This window comes from Novosphingobium sp. AP12, from assembly GCF_000281975.1.
Taxonomy (GTDB): Bacteria; Pseudomonadota; Alphaproteobacteria; order Sphingomonadales; family Sphingomonadaceae; genus Novosphingobium.
The window spans coordinates 12845-32410 of sequence record NZ_AKKE01000149.1; the positions used below are offsets into that span (position 1 = coordinate 12845).

The window sequence follows — 19566 nt, forward strand, 5'->3', positions numbered from 1 at the left end:
TCGTTGTGAGATGACGCGACGAGTGGTGCGGAACGCCTATTCGGGTGGGATACGGAATGGCAGGTCTGGATTCCCTTAATCAATGGTCGTTCCGCCACCGGGACTTTGCCTTCGGTGCGGCCCCGAAAGCGCTCCGGAAAGCATGCCCGAACGCACTCTGTGAGGTGTAGCCGACCCGGTTCGCGATACTGGCGACGGTCCCATCGCCGCGCGCCAACGATGCGCGAGCAAGCGTGAGGCGCCACGCGCGAACATAGGTAAGTGGCGGTTGCCCTACGAGGCGCGTAAACTCGGCGGAGAACGCCGCGCGCGACATTCCCGCCAGGCCGGCCAATCCCGCGACTGTCCAGGGTCGCGCGACATCGTCATGGATGCCGCGAAGCGCCCGGCTGATACGGACGTCCGAAAGCGCTGCAAGCCATCCAATGTCGGTTACATCGACGCGGCCCGCATAGGCGCGGATCGCTTCCACCAGCAAAACGTCGGCAAGGCGGGCGGCCACGATCTCGCTGCCCATCTTCCCGCTCGCTGCTTCGCCATTGATGAGGCCTAAGATCGTAGCGACCACGTCGGCTGACGGAGAGGATCGAGGAACGATCATGAAATCCGGGAGCATGTCGAGAAGGAAGGCCGCGCCTCCGGCGCTAAACGTGACAGTCCCGCCAATCCCGATCGTGTCGTCACCCCCCACGTGCGCCACGTCACATTCCGCATAAAGCGCACGGCCATCGATCGGTATCTCGGCGGGATCGCTCGCCACGGCATAGGCGGTACGCCCGAGCAGGCACACATCGCCTTTCTTCATCAACTGCGGCGCGCATCCCGGAATCGACATCCACTGGTTGCCGCGGAGCAGTGCCACGAATTTCAGCCGGTCGATCGCCGGGAAAGCGAAGGCCCATCGACCTGACGCCTCCATCCTGGTCCGCCGAGTCACCCGCGCGCCGAGAACACTCAACACGTCGGACAGCGGATCGATGGGTTTTTTAGACGCTCGCGACAAATCCATAGACGACACGCCATAGAATATCTTCGTCCCGTCAGCCATCTCCATGCCGAAGGAGATTGACGATGGGTATCGAGGGTAAGGTGGTCGCCATCACCGGAGCGAGCAGCGGCATAGGCCGGGCGACCGCGAAACTGCTGGCCGGACACGGCGCTTTCGTTGTGCTCGGTGCGCGCCGCAAGGACGCACTTGATGAAGTGGTAGAAGCGATCACCACCAGCGGGGGGACCGCTGCATCCAAGGCGACCGATGTGCGGCGGCGGGACGATCTCGAAGCGCTCGTCGCATTCGCGGTCGAGCGAGGTGGCCGGCTCGATGTCATCATCAACTGCGCGGGCATCGGGCCGATTTCCCGCATCGACGCGCTGGACGTCGCCGGCTGGGACGCCATGATCGACGTAAACTTGCGTGGCACGCTTTACGGCATCGCAGCGGCGCTTCCCGTCTTTTCGCGTCAGGCGAGCGGGCACGTCATTAACGTCATCTCCACCGCCGGCATCAAGATGGTGCCGACAATGGGAGTTTATGGGGCCACAAAGAACGCCGTTCGCACGGTAACGGAAATACTGAGGCAAGAAGCAGGGCCGCACCTGCGCGTGACCGAAGTGTCTCCGGGTATGATCGCCACAAATTTCGGCGACAGCATCACGGACTACCCGACGAAAGCCATGATCGAGAGGCAACTCGGCGCCATTGCGATCCCGCCCGATGCGATCGCTCGGGGGATACTCTATGCGATTGAGCAGCCACCGGAGGTGGATGTCGGTAGCATTGTCATACGCCCAACCGCGCAAGGGTGAACGGGCACATTTTGGGAAAGCGAGTAGCCACTTGAACGATTGCAACCGGGGTGATTGCTGATCGTCCTCACTGTCGATCTAAAGCGGCGGCTCCTCGCAGCTGGCGAGGGAACAACCTTAGGGCGCTTGGGACTTTCCGCCATTTACAATCTGCCATCGAACGGCAGCTTCAGTCAGAAGCTGTCCTCCGATCTTATCCTCGCGGGCACCTCGCTCGTCACCACGCAATATACGCGGCCAGTTCCTCCGGCGTCCCCTTTGGGAAGGCTTCTCTGAGATGGTCGAGGAATGCGGAAACGCGTGTGCTGAGCAGGCGGCGCGAGGGATACAGCGCCCATAGCGCAGTGCCCGGCCCTTCGACGTCTCCCCAATGCAGCAATGTGCCGGCGACCAGGTCGTGGCTGACCAGCGACAGCGGCAGCCGCGCCACGCCGGCCCCCGCGCGTACCGCATCACGCACCATTACTAGCGACGACAGTCCGAGGATAGGATCGACGTGGATGTTCGTCTTGCCCGATGCAGTTGACAACTCCCATGTCTGAATTTGCCCGATGACCCCACGCACGACTGCCGGGACTGGCGCATCGGCCGAACGATGCAAGTCCGGAGCTGCGACTACAACCAGACGATCATGGAGGAAGGCGCGTCCGACCAACGCATCATCCGGCGCGGGGTTGACCCTGATCACCAAATCATAGGCTTCCTCGACCATGTCGACCGGCCGGTCCTCGGTCGTGACTTCCAGTCGTATCTCCGGGAATTTGATCGCGAACCCCGCCGCGATCCTGCCCATCGCGATCTGCGAAAAGAGCAACGGTGCGCTGATCCGCAGCCGTCCCCGGGGGTGATGACCGCGCGAAGCGATGGCGGCCGCCGTCTCGTCAAGCTCGGTAAGAAGGACTGCCGTTCGTTCGAACAATGCCCGTCCTTCCTCCGTCAATTTGAGATCGCGCGCGCCCCGCTCGAACAGGCGCACGTCGAGGCTAGCCTCCAATTCCGCCACACGCCGAGACAATGTCGCCTTTGGGCGTGCAGCGGCGCGGGCCGCCTTGCCGACCCCCCCGTGCCGCGCAACCAGGTTGAAGTCAGCAAGCGCGAGGAGATCCATATGTTCCACCCGTGAGACGGTCTGTCCAAACATAGCGTCTATTGCCGCGCCTGTGGATCACTAATTTGGGACATGCCAACCGGCTCAACCAAGGAGTGACCCCAATGACCATTCTCGTAACCGGTGCTACCGGCAATATCGGTCGCAATGTCGTCGAACAGCTCGTGGCACGCGGCGCCGATGTCCGCGCCCTTGTCCGCGATCCCGCCAAAGCCAGCTTTCCTGCCGGCGTGACCGTCGTCCAGGGCGACCTGCTCGACGTGGACTCCTTGCGCGCCGCGATGTCGGGCGTGTCGACCTTGTTCCTGCTGAACGGCGTCGTCGCGGAGGAGTTCACCCAGGCGGTGATCGCGCTCAACGTCGCCCGCGAGGTCGGGATCGAGCGGATCGTCTATTTGTCGGTGATCCACAGCGACATCTACGTCAACGTGCCGCATTTCGCCGGCAAGTTCGGCGTCGAGCGGATGATCGAGGCGATGGGACTGCACGCCACCATCCTGCGGCCCGCCTATTTCATGGACAATGAGATCACGGTGAAGGACGTGGTCACAGGCTACGGCATCTATCCGATGCCGATCGGCGACAAGGGCCTGGCGATGATCGACGCGCGCGATGTCGGCGAGGTCGCCGCGATCGAGCTGATCCGCCGCGCTGAGGCGCCCGAGCCGCTGCCGACGATCTATATCAATCTGGTCGGGCCCGACACGCTGACCGGCACCGACGCCGCCGCGATATGGTCCGACGTTCTCGGCCGCGAGATCGCCTTCCCCGCAAACGACACCGCCGGCTTCGAACAGAATTTACGCGCCTTCATGCCCAGCTGGATGGCCTATGACATGCGCCAGATGGCCGAGCGCTTCCAGAGCGACGGCATGATCCCCGAGGCGGGCGACGTCGACCGGCTGACCGCGCTGCTCGGCCGCCCCTTGCGCACCTACCGCGATCACGTCGCGCAGATCGCCGGCTGACCCCTTTCCCACCTATCCGAACAAGGACCATCATCATGATCTATTCGACCGCCACTGTCGCCGTGAACCCCGAAGGTGAGACACCGCTGACCCGCGAACAGGTGTGGCTGGGGCTGGAAGCCAAGGCCCGCGACGCCCGCTTGTTCCTGCCGCCGGGCCTGTGCACCCGCTGCGACGTGACCGAGGAGAGCGCGACACACTTCGTGCGCGAGGCGACGATCGCCGGCCAGGACCTGCGCGAGATCATCGTGCTGGAGCGACAATCCAAAGTCACCTTCTTCCAGGCAACCGGCCCGCGCGAAGGCGCCATCGTCAACGAGCTGTTCGAGGCCGAGGCAGGCCAGCTTCAGCTCAAATTCTACTGCTATCTCGGCCTCCGCGGGCGGACGTCGGGCGGACCCGAGGAACAGGCCGAACAGGCGCAGTTCGATAGCGACAAGGGGTACAAGGCTGCGCTGCTTTCCACGCTGAAGCGCACCCGCGAGATGCTCGCCGACGGCACGCTCTGACCCCCACACCGCTACAGATGAAGGAGGCTCAAGATGACCACTGCAACCCTCAACCAGTCGCTGCCGGATTCTCCACTCCAAATACCATCGGCGGTCCGCGCAGCCGTGACGCAGCAAATTCGCGTCGCGGGACGGATCGAAGACGTGTTCGACTTCCTCGTGGCGGAGGATGTCCTGCCCAAGATCCTCACCGGCTACGGCCTGTTGCCCGGGATAGGCTCCACCTCGCAGGTGTCAGGCCCGTGGGATCAGCCGGGCTCGACGCGGACGGTGCACCTCGCGGACGGCAGCACCGTCCAGGAAGGAGTGACCCACTACCAGCGCGCGCGCTACTTCGCCTATCGCATCTGGCAGGCGAGCTTCGCGCTCAAATATCTGATGTTGGGAGCGGTCGGACAATTCTGGTTCGAGCAGCAGGGCGACGAAGTCGAGGTGACGTGGACCTACACCTTCGCAGCAAAGAACCGGATCGCCAGATTGCCGCTATGGCTGTTCGTGCAGGCGCAATGGAAGGGCTACATGGCAGTCTGCATGGCCAACATCGCCCGGCATCTCGCGGCGCCTTAGCGGCACTCACCCAGGCAATGGTTCCCCAGGAGGCCAGCCCGTGCAGGGCACCGGACGCGTCACCGCACGAGCATGCCGTTGAGGAGCAGGTCCACCAGATGAGCGACGCGCAACGCCGGTGCGGTGTCCTTTTCGACCGCGATCGCTATCGCGCTCACGACACAGATGATGTCGTCGAAGGTCGCATCGCTCCGAATGATTCCTGCCTCCTGCGTGCGCCGAAGCAGTCGCTGCCCTTCCGAGGTGATTGCCATACAGCCGGGTGTGCCGTGTTGGATGACCGTCCCTAGCGAGGCGGCGAGGCTTTGATAGACGCTCGTATTGATCGCGAGCTCCTCGAGAAACTGGCGCATTGCGTCCCCAAGATCCTGATCTGCATCGCGCGCGCTGCTCGTCTCTGCGACCGACAAGAACCGCTCGTTGCTGGTAGCCGCCAGAAGCGATTCCCGCGTCGGGAAGCGACGATAGAGCGTGCCGATCCCGACCTTCGCTCGCTTCGCCACCTCTTCCAACGGGATGCCGGCGCCCCGCTCCAGGAACAGCTCCTCTGCAGCGACAAGAATGCTTTGGCGGTTCCGTTCCGCGTCAGCGCGTAGGTTTGCTTCGATCAAACTTTCATCCTCGGCTTGCTAAGTGGAGGATTCCTCCATATCTGAAGTGGAGCATTCCTCCACTTAATTGAAAGACGATATGATGACGAAGCGGTTCGAAGACAAGGTCGTAGTGATTACCGGCGGTAGCGACGGCATCGGGTTGGCAACCGCAGAGCACTTCGCCGAGGAAGGTGCCATGGTGTACATCACCGGGCGTCGACAGGCTTCGCTCGATGATGCGGTCCGCCAGATCGGTCACGGCGCGGTCGGCGTACAGGGCGACGTTACGAACCTCGCCGACCTCACGAAGCTCTACGAGCGCATCGAGCGCAACCACGGCAGGGTCGATGTGGTTTTCGCCAATGCCGGCATGCACGAACCCGTCCCGCTCGAAGCCATCGAGGAATCGCATTTCGATTCCACGTTCGGCCTCAACGTCAAAGCGATGGTTTTCACCGTGCAGAAGGCACTGCCGCTGATGACGCAGGGTGGCGTGATCGTCCTCAATGGCTCGATCGCCGGTTCAAAGGCCTATCCGGGCCAGTCGCTCTACAATGCCAGCAAGGCAGCGGTTCGTTCTTTTGCGCGCAGTTGGACCAACGATCTGAAGGACCGGGGCATCCGCGTAAACGTTATCGCGCCAGGTGCCACGGAAACGCAGCTCATTCGGGACTTCTTCGATAAAACGCCCGGTGCTGAGGAAGAAGTTATCAAGGGGGTCCCGCTTGGGCGCCTGGCGCGCCTCGACGATGTCGCGCGTGCCGTGCTCTTCCTGGCGTCGGAAGAGAGCAGTTTCGTCGCGGGTCATGAGCTGTTCGTGGATGGCGGCGTCGCGGCGGTCTGAACCTGAACAGTTACAATAGGCGCGTCGGGAGAGTGCACGTCGGCGTAAGGCGAATGCCAGGTTCCAGCTCGAGCGGTCATTCACACCGCGTTCGCTGAACGATGTTAGTTGGGTCGGGTGTTGCCGACCGCGGTGCAACGCCTGCTTCGTCGAGATCGATCGCCGCGTTTTGGGACTTATCGGCCCTTCCGCACACGCCCACTAAGCGGCAGCCATCGACATGAGCCGACGTTCCCTTAGGAGAACCGGAACGGCGTGTGTTGGTCGCGAAAGCCACCGGTGTTGGGATACGATTCATCGCTACTGCCTCGCTGCCATGCAGCATTCATTATCCCGAATAATAGCCTTAAGCAAAATTGAGTGGGTAACCGCTACTAATGCACCGGTGTAGGGTTAGGCGTTCAAGGCTGGTGGCGAGTAGATCACTCGCACCACTCTGCCAACGTGATCGGGAAGCCTTTGGCTGAAGCCAAAATGGCGCCTCAGTTCGACAGCAAGACGCAAATGCTGCACGTGATTGCCAGATATGCCCGAAGTCAGCCCGCCGGGGGGGGGCGCAAAATATCCACGTTACGATCTAGGATTAAGACCAGTGCAATCCCACCGTCCGAATAGACGCCAGTTTCTGTCCACTGCTGCGGTGACCGCTGCAGCGCCAATATTATTTAAAACCTCAGCGGCCATGGCGGCGGCGCCTGTCACCGTGAGGATCAGGAACGGCGTCCTGCGCGGTGCGCGAGGAAGCGGCACGGTCAGTTTCAAGGGCATTCCCTATGCCGATACGACCATCGGTGCCAATCGATTCAAGGCACCGCAGCCGGTCCGCAACTGGCCGGGCGAACGCGACGCGACGACCTATGGGTCGTTGTGCCCGCAGGTTGATGTCCGCATGGGCGGCAGTCGCTTCGCCTGGTACAACCAGATAGACGGCACCTCGCAAGGCGAGGACTGCTGCGTCCTCAACGTCTTCACGCCCGACCTCGACACCGCCGCCAAGCGCCCGGTGATGTTCTACATCCATGGCGGCGGGTATATCAACGGCGGCAGCAGCAGCGTCAGCCTAGACGGCAGCCATCTTGCCACATTCGGCGACGTGGTTGTCGTGACCATCAACCATCGCCTCAACGCCTTCGGCTATACCAACCTCGGCCATATCGATCCCGAACAGTTCTGCGATTCCGCCAATGCCGGCAATCTCGATATCGTCGCCGCGCTTCAATGGGTCCGCGACAACATCGCGGCCTTCGGTGGCGACCCAGCATCTGTGACGCTGTTCGGGCAGTCCGGCGGCGGGTCGAAGATCATGACGCTGCTGGCCATGCCCGAGGCGCGGGGCCTGTTCCACCGCGCGATCAGCATGAGTGGCGCCGCCGGGATCGCGGTCGATCCGGCCGAAACGCTGGAGCCCTATGCCGATGCCCTGGTCAAGGAACTCGGCGGCGACCGCAAGAACCTCGCCGCGATGCAGCAGGTCCCGTTCAGGACGGTGCTGGGGGCGCGCGACCGGGCGGTGACGGCCTCGGGAACGGATGGCGCTCGTCCCGTCGTCGATGGCAAGCACATCGTGACGCGGCCGATGTCGCCGGAGGGGCTCGCAATGCAGGCCGGGATCCCGTTGCTGTTCGGCACGACCAAGACCGAAGCCAGCCTCTTCTTCCAGAGCGACATGCGGAACTTCGCGCTGACGGAGGCGCAGATGCGCAAGCGGATGCGCACGGTGTTCAAGATCGACGACGCGAAAATCGATGCGATCATGGCCGCATACCGCAAGGACGAACCGGGGATGACGCCGTCCCAGATCCTGGTTGCGGTCGCCACCGATGTTCAGTTCCGCCTGCCGCTCACCGGCGCGGCGGAAACCAAGTCCGCAGCACCCGGCCAGGCGCCCGTCTACATGTACAATTTCGGCTGGACCGTGCCGTGGCAGGATGGCGTGCTCGGTTCGCCGCATACCGTGGATATCCCCTTCGCCTTCGGTACGATCGACGCCGCCGCGGAAATGACCGGCCCCGGCCCCGGACCGAAGGTAACCTCGCTCAACATCATGGCGGCGTTCGTGGCGTTCGCGCGCACCGGCAACCCCAACAACGCGCGCATGCCGAAATGGGAAGCCTATGATACCGCGACGCGCACCACCATGCTGATCGACGAGAAGTGCACGGCGGATCCGGACTGGCGCGGAGATGCTCTCAAGGAGATCTCGACGTTGAAGATCGACCCGTTCAACCGCGCGGCGCTGTATAAGTATGAGGCTTAAGACATGAAGACACGCATATTGGGCACCAATGGCCCCGAGGTTTCCGCGCTCGGCCTGGGCTGCATGGGACTGAGCTTCGGCTATGGGCCAGCGACCGACACCGCTGACGCGATCGCGCTGATCCGCGCTGCGCACGACCGCGGCGTCACCTTTTTCGACACCGCTGAAGCCTATGGCGCCACCAATGAGGAGCTTCTCGGCGACGCCGTCGCCGCGTTCCGCAGCGATGTCGTCCTTGCCACCAAGTTTGGGTTCAAGGGCGGCGGTCCTGCGGGCGGCATGGACAGCAGCCCGGCGCGGATCCGCGAAGTCACCGAACAGTCGCTGCGGCGGCTGAAGACTGACTATATCGATATCCTCTACCAGCACCGGGTCGATCCCAACGTGCCGATCGAAGACGTCGCCGGCACCGTCAGGGACCTCATCGCCGAAGGCAAAGTCCGGCATTTTGGCCTGTCCGAGGCCGGCGTCGAGACGATCCGCCGCGCGCACGCCGTGCAGCCGGTGGCCGCGCTGCAGAGCGAATATTCGATGTTCACCCGCGATGTCGAAGCCGAGATCCTGCCGGTGCTCGAGGAACTGGGGATCGGCTTCGTGCCGTTCAGCCCGCTCGGCAAGGGCTTCCTGACAGGCAAGATCGACGCCGCGACGACCTTCGGCGACGGCGATATCCGCAGTACCCTGCCGCGCTTCCAGGACGAGGCGCGTGCAGCGAACGCCAAGCTCGTCGCCTTGATCGGCGAGATCGCCGCGTGCAAGACCGCGACGCCGGCGCAAGTCGCGCTCGCCTGGCTGCTCGCACAAAAGCCGTGGATCGTGCCGATCCCGGGCACGACCAAGCTGCACCGGCTCGAGGAGAATATCGGCGGGGCAGACGTGGCGTTGATGCCAGAAGATCTGCAGACGCTCGCCGAGACGCTGGCTAAGCAACCGGTGGTCGGCGCGCGCTACAATGCGCAGATGATGAAGGCGGTCGGTAAATAAGGGGGATTTGGCGCGGCGGGCAGTGCTCGGCCGCGCCAGCCTGTCAGTCAGGCATCCAACGCTTGGTGAAGGCCAGCGCCGCCAGTACCCAGTCGTTGCCCTGCTTGATATAGGTTTCGGTCACCGAGAAGGGATTATTCGCCACGTTGCCGGCAACGATCGCATGCAGGACAAGCTGGCTTGCAACGATCGCCACGTCGTCGATGAAGCGGACGGAGATGTCCTCGATGTCGACCTGCTTATATTCGATTGTCCCATCGGCGATGATCTTGAGCTCCTTCGCCGTGGTCATCGTCGCGCCCATATGAACGAATATGGCGCTCGCATGAAACAGCTCGGCGAGAGCTCCGACATCGCGTTCCGCCATCCAAAGCCATTTCTGCCGGGAAAGCGCGATGACTTCCGTCTCAAGATCGGACGGCGCGGGCAATATCTTGGTCATAACGTCTCAACCTTGTTGAGCACTCGAGACGAACGCTCTCGAGGTATACATAGGCCCGTTGGCGAGCCAGGATTAGCCGCTCAATTTCGATCAAACCCATTATCCGGGATAATGGGAATTTTTTGAGAGCTGCCCACGCGACGTGCGCTTGCATCATGACGATTAACACCGCCCCGATCACGGCCTCAGCTCGTCGAGCAGCGCGGCGAAGGCCGGGGCATGGTGCCGCCGGTTCGGATAGTAGATGTGATATCCCGAAAAGGCTGGGCACCAATCTTGGAGCACCCGCTGGAGCCTTCCCTCTGCGAGCTGTGGCGCGATCATATCCTCCATTACCATCGCGACTGCCCGCCCCTGCAGTGCGGTTTCGAGCAGCAAGTCGAGATCGTTGATCATCAGTTGGCTGTGAACGTCCACGTTGACCGTGCGGCCATCGCGCTCGAACTCCCACGCATAGGGCACTCCCTTGGTCGGCAGGCGGACGTTGACGCATATGTGGCTGACCAGGTCGTGCGGCCTGGCGGGCACGCCGTGGCTGGCGAAATAGGATGGCGTCGCCACCACCGCCATGCGCAGGTCAGGGCCGATCGGCATCGCGATCATGTCCTTGGCGACCTGCTCGCCCAACCGGACCCCGGCGTCGAAGCGTTCGGCGACGATATCTGTCATCGTACCCGAAACATCGACCTCGACGGCGATATCGGGGTAGCGTGCGGTCAGGCGCAACACCGCGGGCCAGAGGATGTCGCGGGCGGCCTGGACGCTCGACGTCAGCCTGAGAAAGCCAGATGGGCTGTCGCGAAGCTCGCTGATCGCCGCAAGCCGAGCCTCGATATTGCCGAGCGCCGGGGCGAGCGCCTCGAGCAGTTGTTCACCGGCAGCGGTCGGCATGACGCTACGCGTGGTGCGGGTCAGCAGCCGCAGCTTGAGCCGATCCTCCAGCCGTTTCACGCTCTGGCTGAGCGACGACTGTGATTTGCCGAGCTTGGTACCGGCACGGGTAAAACTTCTGGCCTCGGCGACGGCAGCGAAGATCGCGAGATCGGCAAGGTCATCAGTCAACATTCATTATCTCGCATAATACCATCAAGCCGAATAACGCGTCTAATCAGATAGCCTCACCGGGTCTATATTAATTGAGAGGCCGGTTGCCCCGGTCAGCAGGAGATTATGATGCAGACCCGTACCCTCGGCACGCTGGCCGTTTCGGAACTCGGCTTCGGGACGATGAGCTTTTCGTCATCCTACGGTCCCTCACCCGAAAAGGCGGAGGCGATCGCGGTGATCCGCGGCGCATACGATCTCGGCGTGACCTTCTTCGACACCGCCGAGGCCTATGGTCCCTGGAAAAACGAGGAACTGGTCGGCGAGGCCCTCGCGCCGATCCGCGACCAGGTCGTGCTCGCGACCAAGTTCGGCTGGAACATCGATCCCGAGACCGGCGAGTATCGTCCAGGCCTCAACAGCCAGCCCGAGCACATCAAAGCCGTCGTTGATGGCATGCTCAAGCGCCTTGGCACCGATCATATCGACCTGCTGTACCAGCACCGCGTCGACCCGGCGGTGCCGATCGAGGATGTCGCCGGCACCGTGCGCGACCTGATTGCCGCAGGCAAGGTGCGGCATTTCGGTCTGTCTGAAGCCGCCGCCACGACGATCCGCAAGGCGCATGCCGTGCAGCCCGTCACCGCCGTGCAGAGCGAATATTCGCTTTGGACCCGCGATCCCGAGCCGGAAGTGCTGCCGCTCTGCGCGGAGCTCAACATCGGCTTCGTGCCGTGGAGCCCGCTGGGTGCAGGCTTCCTCACCGGCAAGGTGAAGGACACCAACTTCGAGGCCGGTGACGGCCGCGCGCACTCGCCCCGCTTCCAGCCCGAAGCGATGGCCGCCAACCGCAAGGTGGTCGAGATCGTCGAGCAGGTGGCCGCCGCCAAGGGCGCGACCGCCGCGCAGGTCGCGCTCGCCTGGCTGCTCGCCCGCCATCCTTTCATCGTGCCGATCTTTGGCACGCGCCATCTCGATCGGGTCCGCGAGAATCTGCGTGCCGCCGCCGTCGCGCTGTCGGTCGACGAAATGTCCGGAATCGAATCGCGCATGGCGGAGATCGACGTGGTCGGCGATCGCCTGCCTCAGGCAATCCTTGCGATGTCATACAAATGAAGAGAGCGGCTCGGTCCGCTACGATTTTTCGCGTACCGGGCGCGAGCCGTTTCCATCGTCCGACGGGGCGATCATTCTTCGCACCTCGCGCATGACATCTTAGGGACTCGCTCCGAGGTCGGGGCCCGAAACCACAGCCAGTTTCGTGAAGTGACCGGAAAATCATTTGGTTTGGCTGTGCCCGTTCCAACAATCGACGTGCCCGACGGGTTTCGTCAGAACCGGACGCTCGCCGAGACGAAGTGATCGACCGATCTTGGTCGCGACCTGCCGGAATACCGGACCTTCCGAAGCTGGGGATCAGGTTTTATCCATTGAGCGGCCGCAAAGGGTCGGAGATGGAAGGCTTCAGGCTCCGGCAAGGACTTTGGTAACTTCGTCAAGACTGCCCTTCACGACGACATAGTTTCCCTTCTCAAAATTAACCGCGCTGGCATCATTTCCCCCTCTATAACGCCGCACGAAGTTCACTCGGTCAGCGTTTATCGACACAGAGTCACCGTCCGGTGTTCCAAATTGCACGTATCCGTTCATGAACTTCCTATTCCAAAATGGCTATCGTAAACAGATCACCACGATCTTGCACCATTCGATCCACACGTAAGGTTGGGAAACAGACCATCGGGGCCTGGTGAGCGAAAATTGACCGATGAATGGCAAGGGTGGGTCGGCTTCGCATCGACCGGCGGTCAATTACGGGGTCAGCATTGAAGACGTCACGACCCGATGTAAGATTGCCGCGATCTGGTCTGCGGAATAAGCGTGCAATGGCTGCTTCAGCCACCAGGAAACCGTCTCGACGATCAGCGCCACTGAGCAGATGGTACCCAACTCCTTGGGCAGCCACGACCCGACGGGTTCGCGCGCGTCGGACACGATGCGCGCGCGATGTAGCCATTCCTCGCGCATCGCCGCGCCGGCCCCGCCGTTGAGCAGGGTGGACCACAGACTGCGATGTGCCTCGATATATTCGCACAGCATGTGGAAGCCCCGTCCTGCTTCCATAGGTTCGTGGAACGGCAAAGTCAGATCTACCAGGGTGGCGATCTGCTCTGCGGCGATGTGGTCGAGCAGGGCTTCCTTGCCGGAATGGTGGCGGAAGAAAGTCGCGTAGTGCACCCCGGCCTCTGCACAGATGTCCCGGACTGTGATCTGATCGAACGCCTTGTCGTCAAGCAGGCGCAGCAGCGCGGCGCGCAGTGCCGCCCCTGACCGTACCGCTCGTGCATCCTTCGCGCTTGACGCCACCACGCCCTCCTGGCTATGCGACACTGTATCGCATAATTATAAGAATCGGCTGTATCCGTAATGCTCGTGACGCACCTCGATGCGGCGGGCAAGGCAAAGCCGCTTCACCTAGTGGAGAGAGCCTGTGACGACGCAATTGATCGAACGCGATTATTTCTCCGACCACGAGGTCCTGAAAGACCCTTACGCTTTCTTCAACGCAATCCGGGACGAAGGCCCGGTCTACCGCCCTCCAGGCAAGGACTACTACATCGTCACCGGGTTCGAGGAAGCTCTGGAGGTGTTGCGGGATCATGAGTCCTTCTCGGCGATCATCGGACTGCAGGGAGCCGGGGCGCCGTTGCCCTTCACTCCGCATGGTTCGGACATCACGGACCAGATCGAAGAGCACCGCGTAGCCTTTGCCGGCGGTGACCAGGTCGTGAACCTCGACGACGAGCCGCACACCAGGTTGCGTGCCTTCATCAACACGCTGTTCGTACCCTCCCGGCTGAAGGCCAGCGAGAAGTTCATCGAGGTCTATTGCGACGAGATGGTCGGCAATGCCGTTGCCGACGGCGGCGTGGAACTGATCGGCAAGATCGCCACGCCCTATGTCACGATGGTCGTCGCTGACCTGCTTGGCGTGCCGATGGAAGACCGACAGCTATTCATGGATGCGATCGCCAAGGGGCCGGTACCCGGTGCCCTCGATGGCACCGATCCCATGGCAGGCGGCGCGGAACATCCCTTCGCTATCATGGGCACTTACTTCTACGGCTACCTCGCCGATCGCAGAGCCAACCCCGGCGACGATATCCTGACCCAATTCGCCCACGCCAAATACAACGACGGGTCAACACCTGAAGTCTACGATCTCGTCCAACTTGGCATGTTCATGTTCGGCGCCGGCCAGGATACCTCGGCCAAGCTGCTCGGGAACTCCATGAAGTACCTGGTTGCGGATCAGCCGTTGCAGAGCCGCCTGCGGGCCGAACCCAAGCTCATCGGCGCATTCCTGGAGGAAGTACTGCGCATCGAAGGCTCGACCAAGCAGACCGCGCGCCTCGCCCGAAGGGATGCGAAGATCGGTGATGTCGAGATCCCCGCCGGCACCAAGATCCTGCTCGCGCTGTCGGCGGCCAATCGGGATCCCCGCCGCTGGGACGATCCCGACGAATTGATCATCGGCCGCAAGAAGGCGATCGAGCACCTCGGTTTCGGGCGCGGGAAGCACGTCTGCGCCGGCGCGCCGCTCGCCCGCGTTGAAGTCAGGGTGATTATGGAGAAGTTCCTCCAGATGACGTCAACGATCGAACTCGATCTGGAGAAGCATCCGAACGGCCTGGCCGATCTCAACTACGAGCCGAGCTTCATCATCCGCGGTCTCGACCGCATGCACATTAAGCTGGTGCCGGCCGACGGCTTCGTTGCTCCTCAGAAGCAGGACACCGGCCTGACGGCTGCGAAGACCTGGTCGACGGCGAGTAGTCGGATTAGCGACTTGCTGAGTAACGACGCGGCGCTGGCGGTGGTGGAGAAGCACTTCCCAGGCATCTCGGATAACCCGCAGATCGGCATGGCCAAGGGGATGACCCTGCGCGCGGTCCAGGCCTTCGCGCCCGATCAGTTTACCGACGCGGCGCTCGACGAGGTTGACGCCGAACTCGCGGAGTTGTTCTGAAATGGCGGTCGCCAGGGTCGCGCTCCACTCACTGAGCGAACTCGTTTCGCTGAAAGGCCGCAATGCAGTCGTCACTGGCGCCGCCTGGGGCCTCGGCAAGGCGGCAGCCAGGCGGCTTGCCGAAGCTGGCGCCTCGGTGCCCATCGGCGACATCGATGTAGTGAGTGCCGCGAAGACCGCCGGCGAGATCTCCGAGGCTACCGGCTCGCGGGTGCTGTCGGCCTATTCCGACGCTGGCGACAGCGCTTCGGTGCTCGCCCTCGTCGATACTGCCGCGCGAGAGTTGGGCAGCATCGACATCTGGGTCAACAATGCCGGCTTGCCTTCGTCGGTCCCAATCTTCGACCTGCCTGAGGAAGAGTTCGACAAGGTCGTCGCGGTCACGCTGAAAGGGACCTTTGTCGGCGCGCGCGCCGCAGCCCGGCACATGGCCGAGGCAGGCAAAGGCGGAGTGATCGTCAACGTTGCCTCGTTGGCGGGCCTGCTGGGTATCGCGTCAGGCCAAGCTGCCTATGTGGCCGCCAAGCACGGCGTCGTCGGTCTGACCAAACAGATGGCGATCGAGCTCGGCCCACATGACATTCGCGTAATGAGCGTTGCTCCTGGCGTCTGCCTTACCGAGAACACCGCCTTCCTGGTGACTTGCCGCCGGGAAACCTCAAGGCGATGGGTATTCCCGGTATAGACACCACCCGGCTGGGCCGGGTGGGTGAGGCCGACGATGGCGCTAGCGTGATCTTGTTCGCGGCTTCGGACCTCTCGATGTTCATGACTGGCTCGACCTTGCCAGTCGATGGCGGCACCGCTGCGTAAATGCTCCTAACCATCGGGAGGATGAGCTGCTTGCTGATATGTGTGCTCTGCGCAGTGTGGTGAGCGCCGTCCGCCGGGAGCATCACCGGCTCGGAGGCCAGTTCCGTGGCCGAACAATTTGTAGCGCATGCCCATTCCTTTTTGCCGCCGGTTCATTATATTCCACCCGTAATCTAATGGGCGCCGATGGGTTCACAAGGCCGGGCAGCAAAGTAAGGACCAACGCGCATGCGTTATGCGAAAACTCGAAAGGCGGAGACCCGATCGCGCGTGGTCGAGACGGCTGCGCGTGCGCTTCGACGTGACGGGGTCGATGGCATTGGACTCGTGGGCCTGATGGGAGAAGCGGGTCTCACCAAGGGGGGATTTTACGCGCACTTCGCCTCGAAGGACGATTTGGTCGCCGAAGCGGTGGCGTCGTCGATCAGGGCTTCGTGCGAGCGGATGCGCACCAGAAGCACTGACGCCGAGAGCCAGCAGCTATCTGGATTTCAGGCGATCATCGATGCCTATCTGAATGCAACGCACGCGGCAGCGCCAGAGGCGGGGTGCACGATCGCGGCACTCTTGTCAGATCTTACCCGCGCGAACGGACCGGTTCGCCAGGCCGCGGCTGAAGGTGTCGCCGAGCTGGTGTCGGCGATCGAAGACACGCTGCCAGCGGCGCTCGGCGCGGCGCGTCGATCGAGGGCTCAGGCGATTCTCGGCATGCTCGCCGGCAGCCTGCAGTTGGCCCGCCTTGAAAGCGATGCCGACGCGCGGAACGCGATGCTGTCGTCGGCACGCGAGGCGGCCTGCAGGCTAGCCGAAATCGACACCAATCGCGTTGAGGGAAGTTCAACGTGAGCGAGATTGCAAAGAGTTTTGTCGCAGCCGATGTCGATCGGAGCGGTACAATCGACGCCCGCACGCACCGCATCCTTCATGCGCCGATCGTACCGCTCCTCACTAAGCTGGCTCTCCCCAACATCGTGATCATGGTGGCACAAGCCTCGACCGGTCTCATCGAAACCTTCTGGGTCTCCAAACTCGGCATCGATGCGCTTGCCGGTATGGCGCTCGTGTTTCCCGCGGTCATGCTCATGACGACCCTTTCGGCTGGCGCTCTCGGCGGCAGCATATCATCGGCCGTCGCGCGGGCGTTGGGTGCCGGGCGCCGCGACGAGGCTGACGCGCTCGTGCTCCATGCTATCATCGTCAACGTTATCGGCGGACTCGCGTTCTCGGCCGTGTTCCTGTTGCTTGGCGGGCCAATCTTCCGCCAACTGGGCGGGGTCGGCGGCGAGCTGCGGGCGGCCGTCATCTATTCGACCGTGGTGTTCTCCGGCAACGTGTTCACTTGGCTAATGAACGGGCTCGCGAGCGTTGTGCGTGGTACGGGCAACATGCATTATCCGGCGATCGTGACGTTCGTCGGCGTCCTCTTCCTCATACCGATCTCGCCGATGCTGATTTTCGGGTTCGGGCCGATACCGGCTTTTGGCATCGCGGGCGGCGGCATCGCGCTTGTGGCGTACTATGCCGCGGGGACCGTCGCGATGCTGTGGTACATCCTGACCGGCCGAACTCCGGTGCGCCTGTGCCTGGCGCGCGTGCAGCCATCAATCCTGTCCGGCCTCCTGTGGGCCGGCGCGCTCTCCTCCATGAACTCGATCCTTACCAACATCGTGATCGCGGGGACAACGGCACTGGTAGCCTCGTTTGCCGGCGTGATAGCCGTCGCTGGGTTCGGCACGGCGGTGTGGCTCGAATATTTGTTAATCCCTCTGGTCTTCGGGATTGGCGCGCCGTTGGTTTCGATGGTCGGCACCAATCTAGGCGCCGGCAAGCACCAGCGAGCACGGCAGATCGCGCTCAGTGGCGCGACCATTGCGTTTATCCTGACTGAGGTGATCGGCCTGACGGCGGCAGTCCTGCCTGAGGCGTGGATGGAATTGTTCACAGCAGAGCCCAGCGCGATCGCCGCCGGCAGCGTCTACTTGCGCATTGTGGGCCCGTTTTATGGTTTCTTCGGGTTGGGCCTGTCACTCTATTTCGCCTTGCAAGGCGCTGGGCGCATGTTCTGGCCGATCCTGGCCGGCATCACGCGCGTCGCCATCGCGATCGGCGGGGGTTTCATTGCTCTGCGCTATGGCGGTTCACTGGTCCTGCTGTTCGCCGTCCTGGCGGCGTCGCTGGGCGCTTATGGAACCATCATCTTCACGTCGGTTTGGTTTGGGCGTTCCATCGCTTAGGGAGCGACCGTCCGCCGAGTTGGAACTTGCCGGTCAGTAGGCCGAAAATAGCGTCGTAGCCTGCGCCGAAACACGGCGTTGAGATCGGACCTAATACCAACCACACTTCCGCCAACGCCGGTAATCTGTCAGCAGTAAGAATATTAATCTTTAGGAGGAAGTCGTGGAGCTAAGTCGTCGATCACTTCTGGCCGTCGCAGGCGCATCGCTGATTCCTGCTCCACGACTATTTGCAGCTGACACGTTTAAAGTGCCCTCCATCGATCGGCTTCAGCTGACGGTGCTGATCGACAGTACGACGAGCGTCTTCGGGGCATCGATCACGCGGCCCGATATTCGTGTCATAGCGCCGCCAATCACTGCGGATTACCACACGGCCTTTGCCGGCCAATGGGGATATTCCCTGCTGGCGAAGTCGTCTGCTGTCGGCGCAGAGCGGACAACGCTGATCGATTTCGGCTACACCCCGGCTGCCCTGCTCAACAATATGGCCTTGCTCGGCATCGCCCCGGATACGATCGACGCGATGGTTCTTAGCCACGGCCATTACGATCATTTCGGCGGGCTCGACGGTTTCCTTGCGAGCGGAAAGGTAAGGCGTGGGACGCCCTTGTTTGTAGGCGGCGAGGAAGCGTTCTGCGAACGCATCCGTGGCACGGATCCTGACGGCTCCTCTTTTGGCGCTATCGACCGTCCGGCAATCCGTAAGGCCGGGATCGATCTCATCGTCTCCGGCGATCCCCGGATCGTCGCCGGACAGGGTTATACTACGGGCCGAATCCCGTTCGTCTCGACGGAACGTCCACGCGTGCCGACCGGAATGCTCCCCGGCCAGAACTGCGATCGGAGGCTGCTCGACACTGCGAAGCGAAACAAGACCTTCGTCGTCGACGATGCCGAGCACGAACTCGGCACCGCATTTCATATTGCAGGACGCGGGCTGATCGTGGTCGGATCCTGCAGCCATCGCGGCATCATTAATACCGTGCGGCGTGCGCAAGCTGTGTCGGGTATCGACAAGGTCCACGCAATGGTTGGCGGCTTCCATCTTGTTCCGCCACATACGCGGGACCAGGCAATGGAAACGCTGGCGGTGATACAGGCGATCAACCCGGATTACATCATTCCAAGCCACTGTTCCGGCCAGGCGTTTATCGCCGCTGCCACTGCGGCCATGCCACAGAAGGTGATCCGGTCGGTCGTCGGTAGCAGCTATATATTCGGCTCTGCCTGACGCATGTTTACGTTACGGGGTTGCCAAAGTGGCCAGACTGCAAGCCATCAATTTTTCGCCTACACGGAAGCGCATCAAGCGTCCCGCGCGACGACCTCCGTTGGTTGAACCACTATCTTGGGTGATCGGCTTGAAG

21 protein-coding genes are annotated in these 19566 nt (G+C 62.3%); 14 read left to right on the plus strand and 7 right to left on the minus strand.

The window, feature by feature from the left end; all coding sequences use genetic code 11:
- Positions 1–79: 79 nt before the first annotated feature.
- The gene (locus PMI02_RS20870; protein WP_202948640.1) at positions 80–1054 is read right to left on the minus strand and encodes an AraC family transcriptional regulator; all 975 of its coding nucleotides are present in this window, start codon (positions 1052–1054) and stop codon (positions 80–82) included.
- Positions 1055–1071: 17 nt separating this feature from the next.
- Between PMI02_RS20870 and PMI02_RS20875 the strand changes: the two genes are divergently transcribed.
- On the plus strand, positions 1072–1806 hold the full coding sequence (locus PMI02_RS20875; RefSeq protein WP_007686643.1) for an SDR family oxidoreductase: 735 nt from the start codon (positions 1072–1074) through the stop codon (positions 1804–1806).
- Between the two features lie 217 nt (positions 1807–2023).
- Here the strand turns inward: PMI02_RS20875 and PMI02_RS20880 are convergent, their stop codons facing one another.
- Positions 2024–2914 carry a LysR family transcriptional regulator gene (locus tag PMI02_RS20880; protein WP_007686646.1) on the minus strand — a complete coding sequence of 297 codons (891 nt, stop codon included), beginning with the start codon at positions 2912–2914 and terminating at the stop codon, positions 2024–2026.
- 104 nt (positions 2915–3018) lie between these two features.
- Between PMI02_RS20880 and PMI02_RS20885 the strand changes: the two genes are divergently transcribed.
- Genes PMI02_RS20885 through PMI02_RS20895 form a run of 3 tightly spaced genes read left to right on the plus strand, consistent with a single transcriptional unit; the run spans position 3019 to position 4958 of the window.
- Positions 3019–3882 (plus strand): SDR family oxidoreductase, encoded by an 864-nt coding sequence (locus tag PMI02_RS20885; RefSeq protein ID WP_007686648.1) that lies wholly within the window; start codon positions 3019–3021, stop codon positions 3880–3882.
- A gap of 35 nt (positions 3883–3917) precedes the next feature.
- Entirely contained in the window at positions 3918–4391 is a 474-nt protein-coding gene (locus PMI02_RS20890; protein ID WP_007686650.1) for an AtaL-like protein, read from the plus strand.
- A 33-nt stretch (positions 4392–4424) separates the two neighbouring features.
- The gene (locus tag PMI02_RS20895; protein ID WP_007686651.1) at positions 4425–4958 is read left to right on the plus strand and encodes an SRPBCC family protein; all 534 of its coding nucleotides are present in this window, start codon (positions 4425–4427) and stop codon (positions 4956–4958) included.
- A 59-nt stretch (positions 4959–5017) separates the two neighbouring features.
- On the opposite strand, the gene PMI02_RS20900 is transcribed toward PMI02_RS20895, so the two are convergent.
- Positions 5018–5569 carry a TetR/AcrR family transcriptional regulator gene (locus PMI02_RS20900; RefSeq protein ID WP_007686652.1) on the minus strand — a complete coding sequence of 184 codons (552 nt, stop codon included), beginning with the start codon at positions 5567–5569 and terminating at the stop codon, positions 5018–5020.
- Between the two features lie 82 nt (positions 5570–5651).
- On the opposite strand from PMI02_RS20900, the gene PMI02_RS20905 reads away from it, so the two are divergent.
- The 3 genes from PMI02_RS20905 (at position 5652) to PMI02_RS20915 (ending at position 9636) form a co-directional block, all read left to right on the plus strand.
- Positions 5652–6395 (plus strand): SDR family NAD(P)-dependent oxidoreductase, encoded by a 744-nt coding sequence (locus tag PMI02_RS20905; RefSeq protein ID WP_007686653.1) that lies wholly within the window; start codon positions 5652–5654, stop codon positions 6393–6395.
- A 682-nt stretch (positions 6396–7077) separates the two neighbouring features.
- Entirely contained in the window at positions 7078–8652 is a 1575-nt protein-coding gene (locus tag PMI02_RS20910; RefSeq protein ID WP_007686654.1) for a carboxylesterase/lipase family protein, read from the plus strand.
- A gap of 3 nt (positions 8653–8655) precedes the next feature.
- Positions 8656–9636: an aldo/keto reductase gene (locus PMI02_RS20915; protein WP_007686655.1), complete on the plus strand. Its 981-nt coding sequence runs from the start codon at positions 8656–8658 to the stop codon at positions 9634–9636.
- 43 nt (positions 9637–9679) lie between these two features.
- On the opposite strand, the gene PMI02_RS20920 is transcribed toward PMI02_RS20915, so the two are convergent.
- Positions 9680–10078: a nuclear transport factor 2 family protein gene (locus PMI02_RS20920; RefSeq protein ID WP_007686656.1), complete on the minus strand. Its 399-nt coding sequence runs from the start codon at positions 10076–10078 to the stop codon at positions 9680–9682.
- 177 nt (positions 10079–10255) lie between these two features.
- A complete protein-coding gene (locus tag PMI02_RS20925; protein WP_007686657.1) occupies positions 10256–11143 on the minus strand; it encodes a LysR family transcriptional regulator in 888 nt (295 codons plus the stop codon).
- 108 nt (positions 11144–11251) lie between these two features.
- Here PMI02_RS20925 and PMI02_RS20930 point away from each other — a divergent pair, with 108 nt between their 5' ends.
- Positions 11252–12238 carry an aldo/keto reductase gene (locus PMI02_RS20930; protein ID WP_007686658.1) on the plus strand — a complete coding sequence of 329 codons (987 nt, stop codon included), beginning with the start codon at positions 11252–11254 and terminating at the stop codon, positions 12236–12238.
- Positions 12239–12586: 348 nt separating this feature from the next.
- Here the strand turns inward: PMI02_RS20930 and PMI02_RS26580 are convergent, their stop codons facing one another.
- Complete coding sequence (locus PMI02_RS26580; RefSeq protein ID WP_007686659.1) at positions 12587–12772, minus strand: hypothetical protein; 186 nt, start codon at positions 12770–12772, stop codon at positions 12587–12589.
- A gap of 159 nt (positions 12773–12931) precedes the next feature.
- Positions 12932–13486 (minus strand): TetR/AcrR family transcriptional regulator, encoded by a 555-nt coding sequence (locus PMI02_RS20935; RefSeq protein WP_007686660.1) that lies wholly within the window; start codon positions 13484–13486, stop codon positions 12932–12934.
- Between the two features lie 136 nt (positions 13487–13622).
- Between PMI02_RS20935 and PMI02_RS20940 the strand changes: the two genes are divergently transcribed.
- From PMI02_RS20940 to PMI02_RS20960, 6 genes are all read left to right on the plus strand, one after another.
- Positions 13623–15149 (plus strand): cytochrome P450, encoded by a 1527-nt coding sequence (locus PMI02_RS20940; RefSeq protein ID WP_238539129.1) that lies wholly within the window; start codon positions 13623–13625, stop codon positions 15147–15149.
- A gap of 1 nt (position 15150) precedes the next feature.
- Complete coding sequence (locus PMI02_RS20945; protein WP_007686666.1) at positions 15151–15834, plus strand: SDR family NAD(P)-dependent oxidoreductase; 684 nt, start codon at positions 15151–15153, stop codon at positions 15832–15834.
- Entirely contained in the window at positions 15816–15962 is a 147-nt protein-coding gene (locus PMI02_RS28215; RefSeq protein WP_007686667.1) for an SDR family oxidoreductase, read from the plus strand. Before PMI02_RS20945 ends, PMI02_RS28215 begins: the two co-directional genes overlap by 19 nt.
- Positions 15963–16190: 228 nt before the next feature.
- The gene (locus PMI02_RS20950; RefSeq protein WP_007686668.1) at positions 16191–16808 is read left to right on the plus strand and encodes a TetR/AcrR family transcriptional regulator; all 618 of its coding nucleotides are present in this window, start codon (positions 16191–16193) and stop codon (positions 16806–16808) included.
- Complete coding sequence (locus PMI02_RS20955) at positions 16805–18196, plus strand: MATE family efflux transporter (protein WP_007686669.1); 1392 nt, start codon at positions 16805–16807, stop codon at positions 18194–18196. Before PMI02_RS20950 ends, PMI02_RS20955 begins: the two co-directional genes overlap by 4 nt.
- Before the next feature lie 163 nt (positions 18197–18359).
- Positions 18360–19430 (plus strand): MBL fold metallo-hydrolase, encoded by a 1071-nt coding sequence (locus tag PMI02_RS20960; protein WP_007686670.1) that lies wholly within the window; start codon positions 18360–18362, stop codon positions 19428–19430.
- Positions 19431–19566: the final 136 nt, after the last annotated feature.

Bases quoted from the DNA above. Each gene is read 5' to 3' on its own strand.
- PMI02_RS20870 (WP_202948640.1), bottom strand. From the start codon at position 1,054: ATGGAGATGGCTGACGGGACGAAGATATTCTATGGCGTGTCGTCTATG.
- PMI02_RS20875 (WP_007686643.1), top strand. From the start codon at position 1,072: ATGGGTATCGAGGGTAAGGTGGTCGCCATCACCGGAGCGAGCAGCGGC.
- PMI02_RS20880 (WP_007686646.1), bottom strand. From the start codon at position 2,914: ATGGATCTCCTCGCGCTTGCTGACTTCAACCTGGTTGCGCGGCACGGG.
- PMI02_RS20885 (WP_007686648.1), top strand. From the start codon at position 3,019: ATGACCATTCTCGTAACCGGTGCTACCGGCAATATCGGTCGCAATGTC.
- PMI02_RS20890 (WP_007686650.1), top strand. From the start codon at position 3,918: ATGATCTATTCGACCGCCACTGTCGCCGTGAACCCCGAAGGTGAGACA.
- PMI02_RS20895 (WP_007686651.1), top strand. From the start codon at position 4,425: ATGACCACTGCAACCCTCAACCAGTCGCTGCCGGATTCTCCACTCCAA.
- PMI02_RS20905 (WP_007686653.1), top strand. From the start codon at position 5,652: ATGACGAAGCGGTTCGAAGACAAGGTCGTAGTGATTACCGGCGGTAGC.
- PMI02_RS20910 (WP_007686654.1), top strand. From the start codon at position 7,078: ATGGCGGCGGCGCCTGTCACCGTGAGGATCAGGAACGGCGTCCTGCGC.
- PMI02_RS20915 (WP_007686655.1), top strand. From the start codon at position 8,656: ATGAAGACACGCATATTGGGCACCAATGGCCCCGAGGTTTCCGCGCTC.
- PMI02_RS20920 (WP_007686656.1), bottom strand. From the start codon at position 10,078: ATGACCAAGATATTGCCCGCGCCGTCCGATCTTGAGACGGAAGTCATC.
- PMI02_RS20925 (WP_007686657.1), bottom strand. From the start codon at position 11,143: ATGTTGACTGATGACCTTGCCGATCTCGCGATCTTCGCTGCCGTCGCC.
- PMI02_RS20930 (WP_007686658.1), top strand. From the start codon at position 11,252: ATGCAGACCCGTACCCTCGGCACGCTGGCCGTTTCGGAACTCGGCTTC.
- PMI02_RS26580 (WP_007686659.1), bottom strand. From the start codon at position 12,772: ATGAACGGATACGTGCAATTTGGAACACCGGACGGTGACTCTGTGTCG.
- PMI02_RS20945 (WP_007686666.1), top strand. From the start codon at position 15,151: ATGGCGGTCGCCAGGGTCGCGCTCCACTCACTGAGCGAACTCGTTTCG.
- PMI02_RS28215 (WP_007686667.1), top strand. From the start codon at position 15,816: ATGGGTATTCCCGGTATAGACACCACCCGGCTGGGCCGGGTGGGTGAG.
- PMI02_RS20950 (WP_007686668.1), top strand. From the start codon at position 16,191: ATGCGTTATGCGAAAACTCGAAAGGCGGAGACCCGATCGCGCGTGGTC.